Raw genomic sequence first — 15,803 nt, forward strand, 5'->3', positions numbered from 1 at the left:
ATTCTCAGCTAACAGTGCGTCAAACGAGTTGAAAAAAAGAATCCAACTGTAGCGCAGCTCGAAAGCACGAGCTCGATCATTCATTCCCAATTATTTAACCTAAAATCTAAAATCTAAAATTTTATGTGTCTGTGTGGGAGGTGTTTTGAGGGCAAGGAAACACCTCGATCGCCCCTCAGTGAAATTACAGGCTGGAACAGTTAAAGTGTTAGGGAGCAATTAGTCATCAGCCTATGCCGTTGCCCCGATTTGCGAGTAAAACTTCTCAACACCAAACAAAAATCTCCCTGCGTCGCCTTCTAGTGGCCTCTTTTGTGCTGCAAATCGTCGCAGCAGTGGGGATTGTCGGGTATCTGTCATTTCGCAACGGAGACAAAGCAGTCGAAGAGCTCGCCGAGAAATTGCTGGCGGAGACGGGGAAGAGAGTTGAAGAAAAGCTGATTTCTTTTCTCGAACATACCCAGTGGGTAAATCAACTTAACGCTGAAGCGATCGAGCGCGGTGAATTAAACTTACAGTTAGAAAAGCCACAGCCTCGGGGAGAAAAGTTCCTCTGGCAGCAAATGCGATCTTTTAAAAACATTCAATGGATATCCTTCGGTGCTGCAAAATCAGGAGAATATCTCGGCATTTGGCGCCACCCCACGCATAACAGCTTGCAAATTGTCGCGGCGAACAAGTCTAGCAACTTTCACAGCATTTACTACGCTACAGACGGCAACGGCACTCGCACCGCTAAATTAAAGACAGAACCCAGAACCTACGATGCCCGTCTCCGCCCCTGGTACAAGGAAGCTGTCGCAGCTAATAAACCGATTTGGACGAGCATTTATCCGGGTTTTACTCCTGGGACTGTTTTTATTGCTGCCAGCCAACCAATTCGCGATCGAAATGGTAAATTGCTGGGAGTTAGTGCCGTAGACTTTTCGCTCTCGGGGCTTGAGCAATATCTCCATCGCATCAAGCTTAGCAAAACGGGACAAATTTTCGCGATCGAACGATCGGGCTTGCTGGTTGCCAGTTCAAGTCAAGAATCAGCCTTTAGAAAGATGTCTGGGAAGCCGCAACTGCAGCGAGTGAATATTTTAGACAGCCAAACTCCTGTCATTCGCACTGCAGCTAAATATTTGTACGAAAACTTCGGGGGCTTTGGCGACATTAAGCAGCGGCAGCAACTGAAATTTAGCCGCGACGGGCAGGAATATTTTGTGGAAGTGCTGCCGTTTTCTGATGTTTACGGTTTGAACTGGCTGATTGCGATCGCAGTTCCCGAATCCGATTTCATGGGGGAAATTAACAGAAATACCCAGACTACAATTTTACTTTGTTGGGGGGCGCTGCTGCTATCGACAATTGCTGGAGTGCTGACAGCGAGGTGGGTAACGCTGCCGCTGCGGCGACTTAACGAAGCAGCTAAAGATATCGCCGCCAGAAAGTTCGATCGCGCTGTTAGTGTCAGTAGGCTTGAGGAAGTCGGCGAATTAGCCGAGTCTTTCAACGAGATGGCAGCTCAACTGAAACAGTCTTTTCAAGCTTTGGCAGAAAGTGAAGAAAAATTTGCCCAACTGGTAGAAAATTTGCCTGTTGGAGTCTCGGCGATGACTCCGGGAGGCGCAGTTATTTTCATGAATTCGGCGGGAGAGCAAATATTGGGCAGGGGAGAAATGCCCGATGCCACCGCACAAGAGCTAGCAGAAGCTTATCAAATTTATATAGCAGGCACTAATCAACTGTACCCGGTTGAGCAAATGCCGTTTGTGCGCGCGTTGAGTGGCTTGGAGGTGATTGTTGAAGATATGGAAATTCGCCGAGACGGGAAAAATATTCGTTTGCAAGTGCGAGCGCTGCCGGTGTTTGACGGTGCGGGGAATATCCTTTATGTTCTTACTGTTTTTAAAGATATTACAGCTCGCAAACACGCAGAGCAAATATTGGCTGACTACAACCGTACCCTAGAGATTGAAGTAGTCGATCGCACGATCGAGCTAGCCTCGATCAATGCCCGCTTGCAGCTCGAAATTGAGGAGCGCAAGCAAGCTGAAAAAATTATCCGTCAAGAGCGCGACTTTAACTTAAAGATTATCGAAAATTCTCCGATTTTTTTTGTGGCGATCGACTCTGCGGGTAAAATCCTGCTGGCGAATAACTGTATGCTGGAAGCTGTGGGCTATACTGCCGCAGAAGTTGCAGGCAAAGATTACTTAGCTACATTTGTACCCCCAAGCGATCGAGCCGGATTACATTCGATTTTTACGGGCGTAACAGCGCGGGAGCAAACGGTTAACGAACATCGCATTCTCACTTCGGACGATCGGACTTTGTTAGTCGAGTGGTACGGCACACCAGTGCTCGACGAAGGTGGCAGTCTGGATTTCTTGTTTGGATTTGGGATTGATATTGGCGATCGCAAACAAGCACAGTTAGCGTTGCAAAAAAGCGAAGCTCTCTTTCACAAATTAGCGAACACTGTTCCCGGAGAACTTTACATATTCGTGCAGCATCCCGACGGCTCAGTCAAGATGAAATATATCAGTCCTCTGTGCCGAGAAATTCAAGAATTAGAGCCGGAGGAAATCCAGAACAACTCTGCTTTATTCTACGAACAAATACACCCGGACGATCGCTCCAGTTACTTCGAGGCACTTGTCAAAAGTGCCACTGATCTAGAACCATTTTCCCACGAGTGGCGGATTGTGACAGCATCGGGAAAACTCAAATGGCTCCAAGGTTATTCTCGACCCGAATTGCGCGAGAATGGAGATATTGTCTGGCACGGCATAATCATTGATACGAGCGATCGCAAACAAGCAGAACAAGAACTCCAACAAGCCAAAGAAGCCGCAGAAGCTGCCAACAAAACTAAAAGCCTTTTTCTCGCCAACATGAGCCACGAATTGCGAACCCCCCTCAACGCCATTCTCGGCTTCGCTCAATTAATGGAACCAAGCGCTAATTTAACTTTGCCGGAAAAAGAAAATATCAAAATTATTCGCCGCAGCGGAGAGCACCTGCTTCAAGTGATCAATCAAGTCTTAGACTTATCTAAAATTGAAGCTGGGCGCATGAAACTCAACGCCAAACTTTGTGACTTGTACCGCTTGCTGGGGGACGTGCAAAATATGTTTCAGATTCCGGCGACAAATAAAGGATTGCAATTAATTATTGACTGCTCTCCCGATGTTCCCCAATACGTGCAAACTGATGATGTCAAGTTGCGACAAGTGCTGATTAATCTCTTAGATAATGCGGTTAAATTCACCCAGATTGGTTCAGTTTCAATCACAGTATGGCAAAATGAATCAGGAATAATTAATCCTACAAATAACGATTATTTAAATATTGAGGGACATCAAGAAATAGTTTTTATATGCTTTAAAATAGCCGATACAGGAGTTGGGATTCCCCCGGAAAACTTAGAAAGCATATTTGAATTATTGGTGCAAACTTCATCAGAAAAGAAAGTTCAAACAGGTACGGGTTTAGGATTAAACATCAGCCGCGAGTTCATAAGATTAATGGGGGGCGACATTACTGTCGAGAGCGAAGTGGGACACGGGACAGTCTTCAAGTTTGACATTCAAGTTGTTACCGCAGCGGGTGCTGGTGAAGCCCTCAATAAATATGTTGAAGTCAATGATTTATCGCAAAGTTCAAGTATGGTACAAGAAAAAATATCTCATAGTGCTTCAATATTTACGCTGGACTCCAAGCCGAAAGTTCCCCCAGAATGGACGAGCAATCTAAAACAGGCAGTCCGTGAGGCTGACTTCGACTTAATTGCCACAAGTATTGAGGAAATCGGCAGCGATAATGATGTTTTTGCGGAAGTTCTGATGAATCATTTATATAATTTTGATTATCAAAAAATACTCGATTTGATTGATGAAATTGAGCCGTAGGTTGCTGAGCTTTCTGGTGCGCCGAAACTCACCTTATCTATAAAGTAGCTGTTCTGCATAGATGCTCCCAGAACAGTTGTTTTAGCTGCTGGGACAATAGTCCTGAGATGGCATAAAATCCTCGCTCAGATTCTCAATACACTAGATAATTATCATGCTTGATTTGCTCCTAATAATATCATGTCCAGTCGATTCCCTCCGCTTCGCTTCGCCCGAAATCAGGTAGGGGCGGGTTTTACCAACAATATTTCCCAAAAACAGACAATCTCAAAAACCCGCCCCCACCCAACGGCAAATCTTCATATTAATTCATTCGGGATGTGATATCTTGTTAGAAAAATTGAGCGATCGCACTATCAAACCCTGACACAAAAACCAAAAATAAAGTGCAATATTAATTCCGCTCAACAGCTTCGGTATTCCCTCCAGCAAGCTCGAAACAATCTCGTTTTTTAAAGGCAGCGCTTCTGCAAAAAAGGCAACAAATAACAAACCAACGCCACTCAGCAGTAAAGCATAGGGAGTCGAGCGAATTTGTCTCCGAAAAGCTAATCCGTATGCAATTGCCAGCACGGCGTAAAATATGACAATTGTCACTTTCGGGAAACCCGCACGTCCAAGATGAACGTGGGTGCGAAAAACTTCATTGAACAGAAAGCAACCTGCAAACAGTGCCGAATATAGAATAAATCGATTTTCTGGGCGGTCTGGTTGAATAATTCTCAGCAATCCAAAGGTAAAAGCGCACACCATTACCGATAAATAAAATAACATTTGAAACGCTAAAAAAAAGAAACCTGCACCCGGATACGTGGCAGAGCAAGGAGGCAAAAATAACCCTTTTACCGAAGAGCCAAATAAACTCAGACACCCCGTCACTAGCCCAACTAGCACTAAAGTTAGACTGTTTAAAAACAACACAGTTCTGTAACTTGCCATAATTTAATACCAATTCTCCAAAATCATGCAACTGTTATGAGTTTTTGGTTTGTTTCCTGAAAGACTGTATGCACCCTACAGCTACTGTTGCATGATTTTTTAGAATTAGTATAAGATCGGGGTTTTCAATTGGCAACAGCGGTAAGGTGTGCACTGTACACCCTACATAATACCAAATCGGGTTGGGACACCCCGCCATATAATGCTAATTGCCACCACGGGCAAAAATTGCTTTAACTTATAATTCCTGAACCGAGATGATGCTGTTTTGGAGTCTATCGGGCGTTATACCTGGAACAAAACCTAGGAAATCTCCGGTATTCCTGAGTTTGATGAGAGTCCCTGAAAGCACTTGCGGTGGAGGATTTAACTCCGATGGCGTCATCAAGATTTTCACATCTTCTGCCACATCAAACTGTATAAAAATAGTTGTATTGGTCAACTCTTGCAAAACTACATCGTTAGGTGTCAAACCACTTGCTAATCCAATCCGATCGGAACCCAATCTGAAATAGTTAATCAGATCGGCTTGATTGATATCAGTAACTCCGGGTTCAGGTTGGAGAACGTATAAAGTTCTTCCCGTCCATTTAGGGAGATTTCCCCCGATGCTAGAAACTACACCTGATAAGAAGTCTCGACCCAAACCTCCAATCAGAGTGTCATTGCCGTAACCGCTGTAGAGAATGTCATTGCCTCTACCGCCCAATAAAATATCGTCGTCTCCGTTATCTATAATCCAATCTGCATCTTGACCCCCACTTAAATAGTTATTTCCCTCATTTCCTTGCAAAAAGTCTTTCCCTCTTCCTCCAAATAAAGAATCATCTCCCTCATCCCCTCTGAAACTATCTTCCCCGTCATTACCAAATACCAAATCATTAGCTAAAGATCCGCGAACTGTATCGTTACCTGCGAGCATCCAAATTCCTGAAGGGAAGTTAGTTACTTCTCCAAATTGGGAATTAACATCGTATAAATCAACTAATTCGGATTTGTCTTCGCCAATTAAGCGGGGTATTCCTGATGGATCTGTTCGTAAAGTCATAAGTTCGTTTCTCCTTGCGATGTCTCGATTTATTTTTCTACTCAGGCAAAGCTTCCGACTTTTATGCAAAAAAATAAGTTTTATTTTTTAAAGCACAGATTGCGAGAAAGTTTTGCGAGTAATTACAGGGATGTTTCTGTACGGGTAGTTTCTAGACAATTACCCAGTTTGGATTGGCTGTTGCAGTCAAAATTTGCTCAACCTGAGCCGGAGTTAGATTCGGATTGGCATTCAAAAGTAAAGCCGCTACACCCGCTACGTGAGGGGCTGCCATCGAGGTGCCGCTGTAGGTTTTGTAGGTGTTATCGGGAGTTGTAGAAAAGATATCTACTCCCGGTGCAACTACGTAATCCAAAGGTTGGGAACCTGCACGGTTAAATAATTGATCCATCCTGCCATTTATATCAATTCCTCCCACAGCAATTCCGAAGCGATCGGCATATCTAGCTGGATAACCTGGTTCGCTAAAACCATCATTTCCTGCAGCCATGACGACAACAACTCCTTTGTTAGTGGCATAATTAATTGCGTCATCAATTTCCCTGCTAGGAAACCAGCCGCCCGCACTATAGTTAATTACATTAGCTCCATTATCAGCAGCATAGCGAATTCCAGCAGCAACATTAATCGGATTACCGAAACCAACTGTCGGCAAAACTCTCACAGGCATAATCTTGGAATTGGGGGCAACTCCTGTGATTTGAAAACCATTGCGTTCGGCCGCGATCGCACCTGCTACGTGAGTCCCGTGACCGAAAAGCTGACCATTTCTTAAAAACTTCTCGTCCATCGGGTTGTTATCACCAGACGCAAAATCCCAACCCCGGATATCATCTACATATCCATTGCGATCGTCGTCAATTCGGTTATTGGGAATCTCATCCGCATTCTGCCAAATATTGGCATCTAAATCGAGATGGGTGTAGTCAACGCCGGTATCGACGACAGCTACAACAATCCCATTTCCGGTAATTCCCCCCTGCCACACTTCCGGCGCATTTACCATGTCTCTTGCCCAATCATTCCCGCCCAAATTAGGAACTTCTGGGAAATTAACTGGACTGTTAAAAGTGCGGGCTACTGCTGCATTTGCATCCACTAAACCGTATCCGTAATTGCTGTTAAAACCAGTAGCAGGCGTTGCAGCCAGATTCAGGTTGTAATTCTTATAGTCAAAGTAACTATAAACTGCGACATAGTAATCTCCAGGAGTCAGGTTGAAGAAATTTATCTCGCCGGATGCACCTGCTGAGGCATAATCGCTGCCAAGAAGTTCATCATAATCCGCCTCACCGTTGCGATTGGTATCTTGAATCAACTCGATTCCTGCCCCATTCAAAACATCGATACGCAAGCTTAAATCGCTATTGTTGTTAATAGTAAAGCGGTAATAATCCTGGTTATCGTCAACTCCGACAAAATCATTGAAGGTGAGGCGATTGTTATCAGCAACACCAATATTACGTGCAGTGGCTAAGGAGTTGTCTGGGTCTGATAAATTCAACTGATTAGCCGTTCTCGTTCCTGTGAGGGGATCTGTGCCGACAGCGATCGCATCTGAGTTCGATTTTGGTTGAGAAGCAGATGTACCGCTAGCGACTTGATTGTTGGCTGAGTAACTGAGGCTCTCGCTTTTGGGGGATACTAGAAAATCTGCTATTTGTCCTTGTTCGCCGATCGCCATCCCTGTCAAATTATCAGTGTCAAAGCCGTTGCTAGGGATGCTACCCTTAAATTGACGGGATGCAGTGAAAAAATTAAGCTGACCGCTGTGACCAAAGGTTGTTAATGCTGCTGTGAGCTGCTGTTCGCGATCGATTGCAAATATACCGAGCGTACTTTCCATAAATTCACTCCTGATAATTTGAGATTCACTGGTGTTTAGGGGAGACAATGCTGGATTTTAAATTAATTAAGATTATTCGCGATGCGAGATGATAAGTCAATTCATAAATTCATTTCTTGAGTTCATAAAAGTTATAACCCTAATTTCATAAAAGTCATATTTTTCGGGAAGTTATGCCGTTTCAAGCTGAAGCTGTTGTTTTTGCGTCAAAACCATCGCTATGTGTTTTTCGTAATAGGCAGCTTCGTTAATGAATACAGGGAAAACAGTAGATTCTCCTTGATAGGGGAGTGATTCTCCCGTAAATGTGAGAAACATCGGTTCACCGGGATGTAAGGGTTCATAGTCTTTGAACTGAAGTTGGGGATGGATCGCAGCTTGCAGTTCACCTTCTGAGTTTCTGGGATAGTCTACCGAGCCGATCGCCTGATATACAGTTAAATATGATGGTATAGCAAGCGGCTTTCCCCGATTTTGTGCGTCGAAATAATCCAGAATGGCGTGAACCAGTATTTCGGTTTGCTGAAGCTGACGGGCGTTAATGACTCCCTGGGCGATGGGCCCAACTTCTATGGTGCCACCGAAAGCAGACAGCGATCGAAGCATTGGGGCATCCTCACCAGAATGCTCTCCGAAACAAACTCGCAGTGAGGGCTCGATCTCACTCAAATAAGCTAATAATTGCAAATTGAATGGATGTTTGCTAGATGGTAAAATTGTCAGCCCCATGTTGGCCGTTGTGCTGTGAAGGTCAACGATCGCATCAGCCCCATGTTCGTCTTTCGGACATAGTTGGGCGGAGATTTCCTTAGCACGTCTGTTCTCGTAACCCATCAAATCTGGGTTAGACAAATCTTCCTCGGCAAAGCAACGGTTCAAATCGCGATCGACATAACGCCGATTGGACTTTACCGCTTGAGGATTAGCTAATAGAGTAACCACCTCAAAGCTCGATCGTTTCAGTAAGTCGGGGAATTGTTGAAACTTCTTAATCAGATAAACCCCAGTCAACTCGTTTCCGTGGGTTCCTCCCACAACTGCAACTCGTCGAATTACTTGCAAAATCATGAATAATCCTCATTAAGCAATACTTACATAGGTATTTATTGCCGAAATTTATAACCATTACTTTCAAGATAAAAAACTTATTGCTATATGTCAAAGACTTTTTTTTATATAACAATATACTTAAAAAATATAGTATTTGATCCCCGTTACAAAAGAGAATGTAACTGTAGGCCCGTGCTCCAAAACATGATAGTAGTCATTCATTCCCAATCGTTCCATTCTCAAAACTAAAATCTAAAATCGTATAACCTATGGAACTTCGCCATCTTCGTTACTTCATTGCAGTGGCAGACGAACTGAGCTTTAGTCGCGCGGCAAAGCGATTGCACATTGCCCAACCGCCCCTAAGTCAACAAATTAAAGATTTAGAGGCTGAACTGGGTGTGAAGCTATTCGATCGCAAAAGTCACCCGATTCAGCTAACCCCAGCAGGACAGGCGTTTTTAGAAGAAGCTCGCGCAACTTTGGTACAGTTAGAACAAGCGGTACATAAAACCCAGCGCATTCATCAGGGTGAATTGGGTTATTTGACGGTGGGTTTTCCCAGTTCGATCGCGAATGGTATCTTTCCAGAGATGCTGCGAACTTTTCGACAGCGATATCCAGAGGTAAAACTGATTTTGCAGGAAGAACATAGTGCTTTCCTAATTCAGAGGTTGCGCGATCGCCAGACTGATATCATTTTTCTCTATCTCTACCACGATATTTCTGAAGCCAATGATTTAGAAACAATGTCTCTCACGCAAGAACCACTTGTCGTCGTTTTACCCAAAAACCATCCGCTTACAGCCCAATCCAAAATTTCGCTTTCCGACCTAAAGGATCAAGAATTTGTAATGCCCCTTCATCAGATTGTGGCTGGCTTATCTGAGGAAATTTACCATGTATGTTCGCAAGCAGGGTTTGTTCCTAAAGTTGCTCAAACAGCCGTCTTTATGGTCACAATTTTGGGATTAGTCGCAGGCGAAACAGGTATCAGCATTCTGCCATCTCACGTACAGAATCTTCAACGCGAAGGAGTGGTCTATCGTCAGATTCAGGAACAAACGACAACCACTCAATTAACTGCTGTTTGGCGGCCTAATCATTCGTCCACCATTTTGCAGCAATTCCTCAATATTATTAAACCCATCTCAATTTATAGCAATCCTAAATGATTTGTGAGAAACAGGCCTAGGTAAAAAGCTTTGAAAAGTCCAGCAAGTAAGGTGCGTGGCCATCAACTATCTGCAAGTTTTATCCAATATCTCGCAGATACGCACCCTTCAGATTAACACCACACAATATAGCTGCTACTGTAGTTCATGAACCTGGAATATGCTGTATTAACTGTTACTTGCCGCAATTGGCGAAAGTAGAAAACAGGTTAAATTTTGTAACTCTCCACGCTTTTCATATAGCAGTTGACAGTTACATAGTACGAGCATCAAACCGTTTATGCTAAAGGGTTTGATGATGTATTCATGACATTATTTATGTCCTAACCTATGTGGCGGTTTCTCTATCTGCGCGCCAGCAAAAAGACTGTACCTAGTTATGCTTTTATCGCGGTCAACATAACTTTGCCAACTTCAGGCAGCAACTGTTGGATACTAGCCTGGAAACTCGTCTTGTATAGGGATTACTTGCGAGATCCTGTTCCATCCTACTTGCTTGCTAAAATTTTGAATTTGACCTTCACAAGTTCGACAACGAGAACCGCCGACTGTCTGCCAAATTTCTAACTGCGAAGTCAATCCATATTTGCCATTGCTGGATTGCATCCACATCCCATCCGCGCGGAGGTTCGGACAAAACAGATTTGCGCGGGTGTATGGCGATCGACTAATATTTCTGAAGAGTTGCTGCCTATTCTTTCTAGGCTATTATCCCATTTGGTTTGGCTGTTGTCGTCAAGATATACTCAATTTGAGCCGGAGTAAGAGTCGGATTGGCATTCAAAACCAAAGGCGCTACACCCGCTACGGAGAGTCTTAATCGCTTGGTAAACTCAATTTTAATACCTGTCCAACAGATACCTCGTGCTTGTGCGTCGCTACTACCACGGCACCTTCTAATCGCGGATCGTAACATCCCACCCAAGCCGCAGGATGACATTCGTGTACTAAATACCCGTACAGCCAAATTGCTCCTCTACCTTCAATAACAATTCCTTGACTCAATTGAACGTCTTGAGGAAGTTTCAAACCTGGTAAATCATCGGGCGTGATGATACCGTCTTGAGTTGTAATTCGCAAGCGCAAATGTTGGTAAGCTAAACCGTCTTGAGTTTGATGGGGAATTATTTTTAATTCAATAGGATTCATTGGAGGCACAAATGTTGAAGGCTGCGATAAAATCATATCATGTCCGGTAGTATGGGTGGGGGCGGGTTTATTATATTGTAGATTATGGGCAATTATTGTTGGTGAACCCGCCCCTACAAAATTTAACATCATACAAGTCCGAATCAAACAGACATGATATCATCTACCTTTTTAGGGTAAATTGGGAATCCGATCGCCAACTTTGAGTCCCAATTGGGCTGCCCTTCCGCCTCTGAGTTCAATAACTCCGTCAACGGGAACATCCGGGCCGTAGTTGGGGCAGGTTTCGCTCAAACACGGCGGTACGTTAGGAATTATTGCTTGCACTACGCCTTCCCGCAGAAAAACCATATCGAGCTCAATAAACACGTTTTTCATCCAAAAACGCACGTTTCGCGCGGGTTCGATGGGAAAAAGCATTCCCCTGTCATCTGGCAATTCTGTGCGAAACATTAAACCTGTGGCTTGTTCTTGGGGAGTTTGCGCCACTTCCAGTCCGATCGCGCGATCGGCTATAATCGTGTTAACCGAAATTGGCAAAAGCTGACCCTTATCTAGTCCGCCAAACAGGGAAATAAAGTTGGATTCAGTCAGATTATAATTTCCCGAAACAACTCCTAAATAATTGCCAGAATTTTTATCTTTCATAATAGTTTGGTTGTCGGAAACAGAAAGCTCTAAATCGCTAAACTTCATGCCTTCTGTCAAGACAATTTTATCATTGCCGTTGCCAAAATCTGTAATTATATCGGCTTCAGTAATAGTAGATGCGGCGGCGGTTTTTTCCATCACAAATAAATCATCGCCTGCCCCTCCTGTCAAGATATCGCCGCCTTCGCCGCCTATTAGCAAATCGTTACCCCGATCGCCAAAAATCCAATCGGAGTCTTCTCCTCCATAGATTGTATCGCTTCCCTGACCGCCAGACAGCGTATCAGCGCCTTCATTTCCTGCTAGCAAATCATTTTCCCGATCGCCAAAAATTCGGTCATTTCCCCCCAAACCTTGAACAGTATCATTACCCGCAAATCCTCTAATCGTATCGTTGCTGAGAGTTCCCAGCAGAAAATCGAAGCCGAAAGTACCGTCGATGTTAACCATTTTGCGTTTAATGATGCGTTTAATAGAAGGAAGATTTGGCGATCGGCATCCGCCAACCGGTACCAAAAGCTCGATCGCTAATTTTCAAACCAGGGGCTGCTTGCCGCCGTTTAAACTCCGCTTGCCTCACTAATTTTACTACACGTTTAACCACCGCTTCATCGTGTCCTGCCGCCACAATTTGTTGGGCAGATTCGTGATGTTCTATCAACCGCTGCAAGATGTCATCCAAAACATCGTAATCCGGCAAAGAATCTTGGTCAACTTGTCCCGGTTTCAGTTCAGCACTCGGCGGCTTAGTAATAATATTAACCGGAATAATTTCCTTTGCTAGGGGCGGGTACGGGTGTGGGTACGGAGAGGGCGGGCACGGGGGCACCGCCCCTACATATCCGCCAGAATTCAGCCACCTACAAAGCGAATAAACGCGAGTTTTCGGCACATCGGAAATCACCGCCAATCCCCCATTCATATCGCCGTAGAGAGTGCAGTAACCCACCGCCATTTCCGACTTATTCCCAGTCGAAAGCAGCAAATGTCCGAACTTATTAGAAATTGCCATCAACAGATTGCCTCGAATCCGCGATTGAATATTTTCCTCAGCAATCCCGAAAGTTGTATTGATAAACAAATCGGCGAGAGTGCGATCGTAAGTTTTCATCAAATCGCCGATCGGCAATAGTTCGATCGCCATGCCCAGATTTCGGGCTAATTCCAAAGCATCATTAACCGAATGATCCGAACTATAAGGAGAAGGCATCAGCACCCCTAGAACATTTTCTGGCCCGATCGCGCTACTGGCGATCGCCGCCACTAAAGCCGAATCTATCCCGCCGCTCAAACCGAGTACAACCTTAGAAAAACCGCACTTGCGGACATAATCTTGCACTCCCAAAACCAAAGCAGCCCAAATTTCTGCATCTCCTTCTGCCGGATGAAAACTCAACGGCGCAGCCTGACTTCCTTCTGCACTTGGCTGATTGCTGCCAACTAAATCGTGTTTAGCGGCGTCATATTCCAGCACCGCAAAATCCGTTTCAAAAGAAGCTAATACCTGAATCAAATCACCCTTTCGATTCACAGCAAAACTGCTGCCGTCAAAAATAATATCGTCATTTCCCCCTACCTGATTAGCGTAAATAATCGGTATCGCGCAGCGGATGACGCTGTGCTGCAACATCGCCGATCGCACTCCCCGCTTCCCCGCACAGTAAGGCGATGCCGACAAATTCACTACTAAATCTACGCCCAATTTTGCCAGATCGGAAACAGGATCGCCCGCGTAACTGCGTTTACCCCAAAACTCCTCATTGTTCCACAAATCTTCGCAAATTGTCACGCCGATTTTGACTTCGCCAATAGAAAAGTAATTGCTGTTTTCTCCCGGTTCAAAATATCTATCTTCATCAAATACATCATAAGTAGGCAACAAGCGTTTATGAAAAACTGTTTTGACAGCGCCATTTTTCAACAAAACAGCACTATTAAACAATGATTTTCCGCCGAGTTTAACAGCATTAGCATTAGGTAAGGCAGTGCCTACTATGACGGCCAACTCCGGTGGCAAAGCTGGCGCCAGTTGCTGCAACTGTGCACCTGCATCTGCAATGAAACTCGGATTAATTAACAAATCGCGCGGCGGATAACCGATCAGGGAAAGTTCCGGTGTTAGCAATAAGTTGGCGCCCTCCACCTCAGCTTGTTTCGCAGCCTCCAGAATCAGGTTGGAGTTGCCAAAGATATCACCAATAGTAGGATTTAGTTGTGCGATCGCAATTTTCATCTCACCAAATCACCTAATAAATATTGCTAACAATCCGCCCGCGCGGACTCACTTTCCTATAGTCTTAGATTTGAAGGTAGCGAAAAATTACTCAGATTTGTAATGTTTCAACTCTTCCTCAATATAATAATTTACCAAATCCCGGTAAATATTTTCAACCACATCAGGATTCAAACCCGATTCTTGAGCCCACTCGCGCCGCTGCTGTAACATATCGTGAAAGCGATCGAACGATCGAACACTAGCTTCACTCGTTTTGAACCTTGCTGCCGCGATGACGTATTGAAATCTCTTGCTCAAAGCCTCGATCACTTCTCGATCGATAATATCAATTTCCTCCCGAACTTCGTGAATATTAGCGCATTCATCAGGGTCTTTCATCGTCTGCACTCCTTAATAGCTTCTATTCTAATGTTACTAAATTGATCCCAGAATGTCATCCAAGGAACAGCTAGATAAACACCAGCGGCTTATTTTTGAAAGGAGCAAAAGCGGCCGCATCAAAGCGGTACAAACTAGCAGGGCGGCCCGCCCCGCGCGAAACCTTAACACCGGTATCGCACAAAAAACCCAATTTCAACAATCGAGCTCTAAAATTAGAATAATCAGAAAAATTTTCCCCCAAAATAGTTGTATAAAGTTGATACAAATCGCTCAAAGTAAAAAGTTCCGGCAAAACTTCAAAAGCTACCGGGCTGTATTCAAGTTTGTTACGCAGTCGCCGATATCCGTATTCGAGAATTTGATTGTGATCGAAGGCCAGCTTAGGAACTTGTTGCACGGGATACCAAGCAATACCGCCGACACGGTGCCCGACACCCGCGACTACACTCCCAGCAATTAACTCAGCTTCCTCAAAGCGTACCAAAGCAAAATAACTAACCGAAAGATAACGATCGCCCCTGGTAACTTCCCGAGGATCGCGCCCCGGTTCTCCGAAAGTATACAATTGCTCCAAATACAAATTTTTTACCCGAATTTTCTCAGACAAAATCCGGTAAGCCGCATTTTCAAGAGACTCGCCCTGACGCACCAAAGTACCGGGAAGACTCCAAGAATCGATAAACGGTTCGTCTTGCCGCATTACCAACAGCACCAACAAGCGGTTCTGCAGGGTATCGACGGAAAAAATAACATTATCTACTCCTACTTTAAAGTCAGCTAATGAGCAACCCTCGCTCTTTTTTGTGCCTCGTGCCATGCGTACAAATGCTCCCTATGGATGTAATCTTCGATGGTCGGAGTCAGAGCTTCCCTGTCTCCTGTTTCCCGATAGGAAGTAGAAGAAACATTGGGAGCACTCAAAGATGCGATCGCCACGTCTGCACCCAGGCGCCTCAACTGCCACAAATCTAATTGTTCTGACGGATAACCCGGTCGCGGTACTATCAGCAAATCCACTTGTTTTAACAATTGTTCAAATTTGTACCAGCGAGACAGTTGCCCCACCAAGTCGGAACCTATTACCAGCGTCAAATCTGCATTCGGCCACAGCAATCTTGCTTGTTCCACAGTTTCCACCGTCCTCGGACTGCTGAGTTCTGGATGCAAGCAAAGATTGTGTCTGGGCGAATTAATTTCTTGAATCATTAACAGCAGCATTGCCGATCGGTGTTCTAGAGAAGTTTGGTGCGACTTAAAAGGATTGTCCGACGCCCAAACTGCTACCCAATCAAAATGTTGGGAAAGCCAACTAAGAATTGTTTTGTGTCCTGCTGTGGGTGGATCGGCACTGGTTCCAAAAAGAGCAATTTTCTGCATAGGGAATCGGTAATTGTTGACTGTTGACTGTTGACTGTTGACTGTTGACTGT

Annotated in this window: 13 protein-coding genes; 2 read left to right on the forward strand and 11 right to left on the reverse strand. The window is 44.6% G+C overall.

All coding sequences use genetic code 11. The annotated features are described in order from the left end of the window. Nucleotides 1-233: 233 nt before the first annotated feature. Nucleotides 234-3,899, forward strand: a complete 3,666-nt coding sequence (locus tag QUB77_RS20550; protein ID WP_333180501.1) for a PAS domain S-box protein — start codon at nt 234-236, stop codon at nt 3,897-3,899. A gap of 309 nt (nt 3,900-4,208) precedes the next feature. Here the strand turns inward: QUB77_RS20550 and QUB77_RS20555 are convergent, their stop codons facing one another. The 4 genes from QUB77_RS20555 to QUB77_RS20570 all read right to left on the reverse strand — a co-directional run bounded on the left by QUB77_RS20555 (nt 4,209) and on the right by QUB77_RS20570 (nt 8,800). Next, complete coding sequence (locus tag QUB77_RS20555; RefSeq protein ID WP_333179615.1) at nt 4,209-4,673, reverse strand: hypothetical protein; 465 nt, start codon at nt 4,671-4,673, stop codon at nt 4,209-4,211. Nucleotides 4,674-5,076: 403 nt separating this feature from the next. Beyond that, nucleotides 5,077-5,886: a calcium-binding protein gene (locus QUB77_RS20560; RefSeq protein ID WP_333179613.1), complete on the reverse strand. Its 810-nt coding sequence runs from the start codon at nt 5,884-5,886 to the stop codon at nt 5,077-5,079. A gap of 151 nt (nt 5,887-6,037) precedes the next feature. Further along, nucleotides 6,038-7,732, reverse strand: coding sequence for a S8 family peptidase (locus QUB77_RS20565; protein ID WP_333179611.1), 1,695 nt, complete (start codon nt 7,730-7,732; stop codon nt 6,038-6,040). Nucleotides 7,733-7,903: 171 nt separating this feature from the next. Continuing rightward, entirely contained in the window at nt 7,904-8,800 is an 897-nt protein-coding gene (locus tag QUB77_RS20570; RefSeq protein WP_333179609.1) for an aspartoacylase, read from the reverse strand. Nucleotides 8,801-9,051: 251 nt separating this feature from the next. Between QUB77_RS20570 and QUB77_RS20575 the strand changes: the two genes are divergently transcribed. Then, complete coding sequence (locus QUB77_RS20575; protein ID WP_333179607.1) at nt 9,052-9,957, forward strand: LysR substrate-binding domain-containing protein; 906 nt, start codon at nt 9,052-9,054, stop codon at nt 9,955-9,957. 435 nt (nt 9,958-10,392) lie between these two features. On the opposite strand, the gene QUB77_RS20580 is transcribed toward QUB77_RS20575, so the two are convergent. The 7 genes from QUB77_RS20580 to QUB77_RS20610 all read right to left on the reverse strand — a co-directional run bounded on the left by QUB77_RS20580 (nt 10,393) and on the right by QUB77_RS20610 (nt 15,751). Then, nucleotides 10,393-10,569: a GUN4 domain-containing protein gene (locus tag QUB77_RS20580; protein ID WP_333179605.1), complete on the reverse strand. Its 177-nt coding sequence runs from the start codon at nt 10,567-10,569 to the stop codon at nt 10,393-10,395. Nucleotides 10,570-10,773: 204 nt separating this feature from the next. After that, entirely contained in the window at nt 10,774-11,106 is a 333-nt protein-coding gene (gene crn3, locus QUB77_RS20585) for a CRISPR-associated ring nuclease Crn3/Csx3 (RefSeq protein WP_333179602.1), read from the reverse strand. Between the two features lie 171 nt (nt 11,107-11,277). Next, complete coding sequence (locus QUB77_RS20590) at nt 11,278-12,207, reverse strand: DUF192 domain-containing protein (RefSeq protein ID WP_333179599.1); 930 nt, start codon at nt 12,205-12,207, stop codon at nt 11,278-11,280. Between the two features lie 19 nt (nt 12,208-12,226). Next, nucleotides 12,227-13,990, reverse strand: a complete 1,764-nt coding sequence (locus QUB77_RS20595; RefSeq protein ID WP_333179597.1) for an NAD+ synthase — start codon at nt 13,988-13,990, stop codon at nt 12,227-12,229. A gap of 87 nt (nt 13,991-14,077) precedes the next feature. Beyond that, nucleotides 14,078-14,371, reverse strand: a complete 294-nt coding sequence (locus tag QUB77_RS20600; protein ID WP_333083730.1) for an isochorismate lyase — start codon at nt 14,369-14,371, stop codon at nt 14,078-14,080. 70 nt (nt 14,372-14,441) lie between these two features. Continuing rightward, the gene (locus QUB77_RS20605) at nt 14,442-15,191 is read right to left on the reverse strand and encodes an NrtR DNA-binding winged helix domain-containing protein (RefSeq protein ID WP_333179595.1); all 750 of its coding nucleotides are present in this window, start codon (nt 15,189-15,191) and stop codon (nt 14,442-14,444) included. Continuing rightward, entirely contained in the window at nt 15,152-15,751 is a 600-nt protein-coding gene (locus tag QUB77_RS20610; protein WP_333179592.1) for a nicotinate-nucleotide adenylyltransferase, read from the reverse strand. Before QUB77_RS20610 ends, QUB77_RS20605 begins: the two co-directional genes overlap by 40 nt. Nucleotides 15,752-15,803 lie beyond the last annotated feature (52 nt).

The sequence above is a fragment of the Microcoleus sp. AT9b-C3 genome, from assembly GCF_036705485.1.
GTDB lineage: Bacteria > Cyanobacteriota > Cyanobacteriia > Cyanobacteriales > Microcoleaceae > Microcoleus.

Excerpts from the sequence above, each read along its gene's own strand:
- QUB77_RS20560 (WP_333179613.1), bottom strand. The coding sequence starts at position 5,886 with ATGACTTTACGAACAGATCCATCAGGAATACCCCGCTTAATTGGCGAA.
- QUB77_RS20600 (WP_333083730.1), bottom strand. The coding sequence starts at position 14,371 with ATGAAAGACCCTGATGAATGCGCTAATATTCACGAAGTTCGGGAGGAA.
- QUB77_RS20605 (WP_333179595.1), bottom strand. The coding sequence starts at position 15,191 with ATGGCACGAGGCACAAAAAAGAGCGAGGGTTGCTCATTAGCTGACTTT.
- crn3 (WP_333179602.1), bottom strand. The coding sequence starts at position 11,106 with ATGAATCCTATTGAATTAAAAATAATTCCCCATCAAACTCAAGACGGT.
- QUB77_RS20580 (WP_333179605.1), bottom strand. The coding sequence starts at position 10,569 with ATGTGGATGCAATCCAGCAATGGCAAATATGGATTGACTTCGCAGTTA.
- QUB77_RS20590 (WP_333179599.1), bottom strand. The coding sequence starts at position 12,207 with ATGGTTAACATCGACGGTACTTTCGGCTTCGATTTTCTGCTGGGAACT.
- QUB77_RS20570 (WP_333179609.1), bottom strand. The coding sequence starts at position 8,800 with ATGATTTTGCAAGTAATTCGACGAGTTGCAGTTGTGGGAGGAACCCAC.
- QUB77_RS20610 (WP_333179592.1), bottom strand. The coding sequence starts at position 15,751 with ATGCAGAAAATTGCTCTTTTTGGAACCAGTGCCGATCCACCCACAGCA.
- QUB77_RS20550 (WP_333180501.1), top strand. The coding sequence starts at position 234 with ATGCCGTTGCCCCGATTTGCGAGTAAAACTTCTCAACACCAAACAAAA.
- QUB77_RS20555 (WP_333179615.1), bottom strand. The coding sequence starts at position 4,673 with ATGTTATTTTATTTATCGGTAATGGTGTGCGCTTTTACCTTTGGATTG.
- QUB77_RS20565 (WP_333179611.1), bottom strand. The coding sequence starts at position 7,732 with ATGGAAAGTACGCTCGGTATATTTGCAATCGATCGCGAACAGCAGCTC.
- QUB77_RS20575 (WP_333179607.1), top strand. The coding sequence starts at position 9,052 with ATGGAACTTCGCCATCTTCGTTACTTCATTGCAGTGGCAGACGAACTG.
- QUB77_RS20595 (WP_333179597.1), bottom strand. The coding sequence starts at position 13,990 with ATGAAAATTGCGATCGCACAACTAAATCCTACTATTGGTGATATCTTT.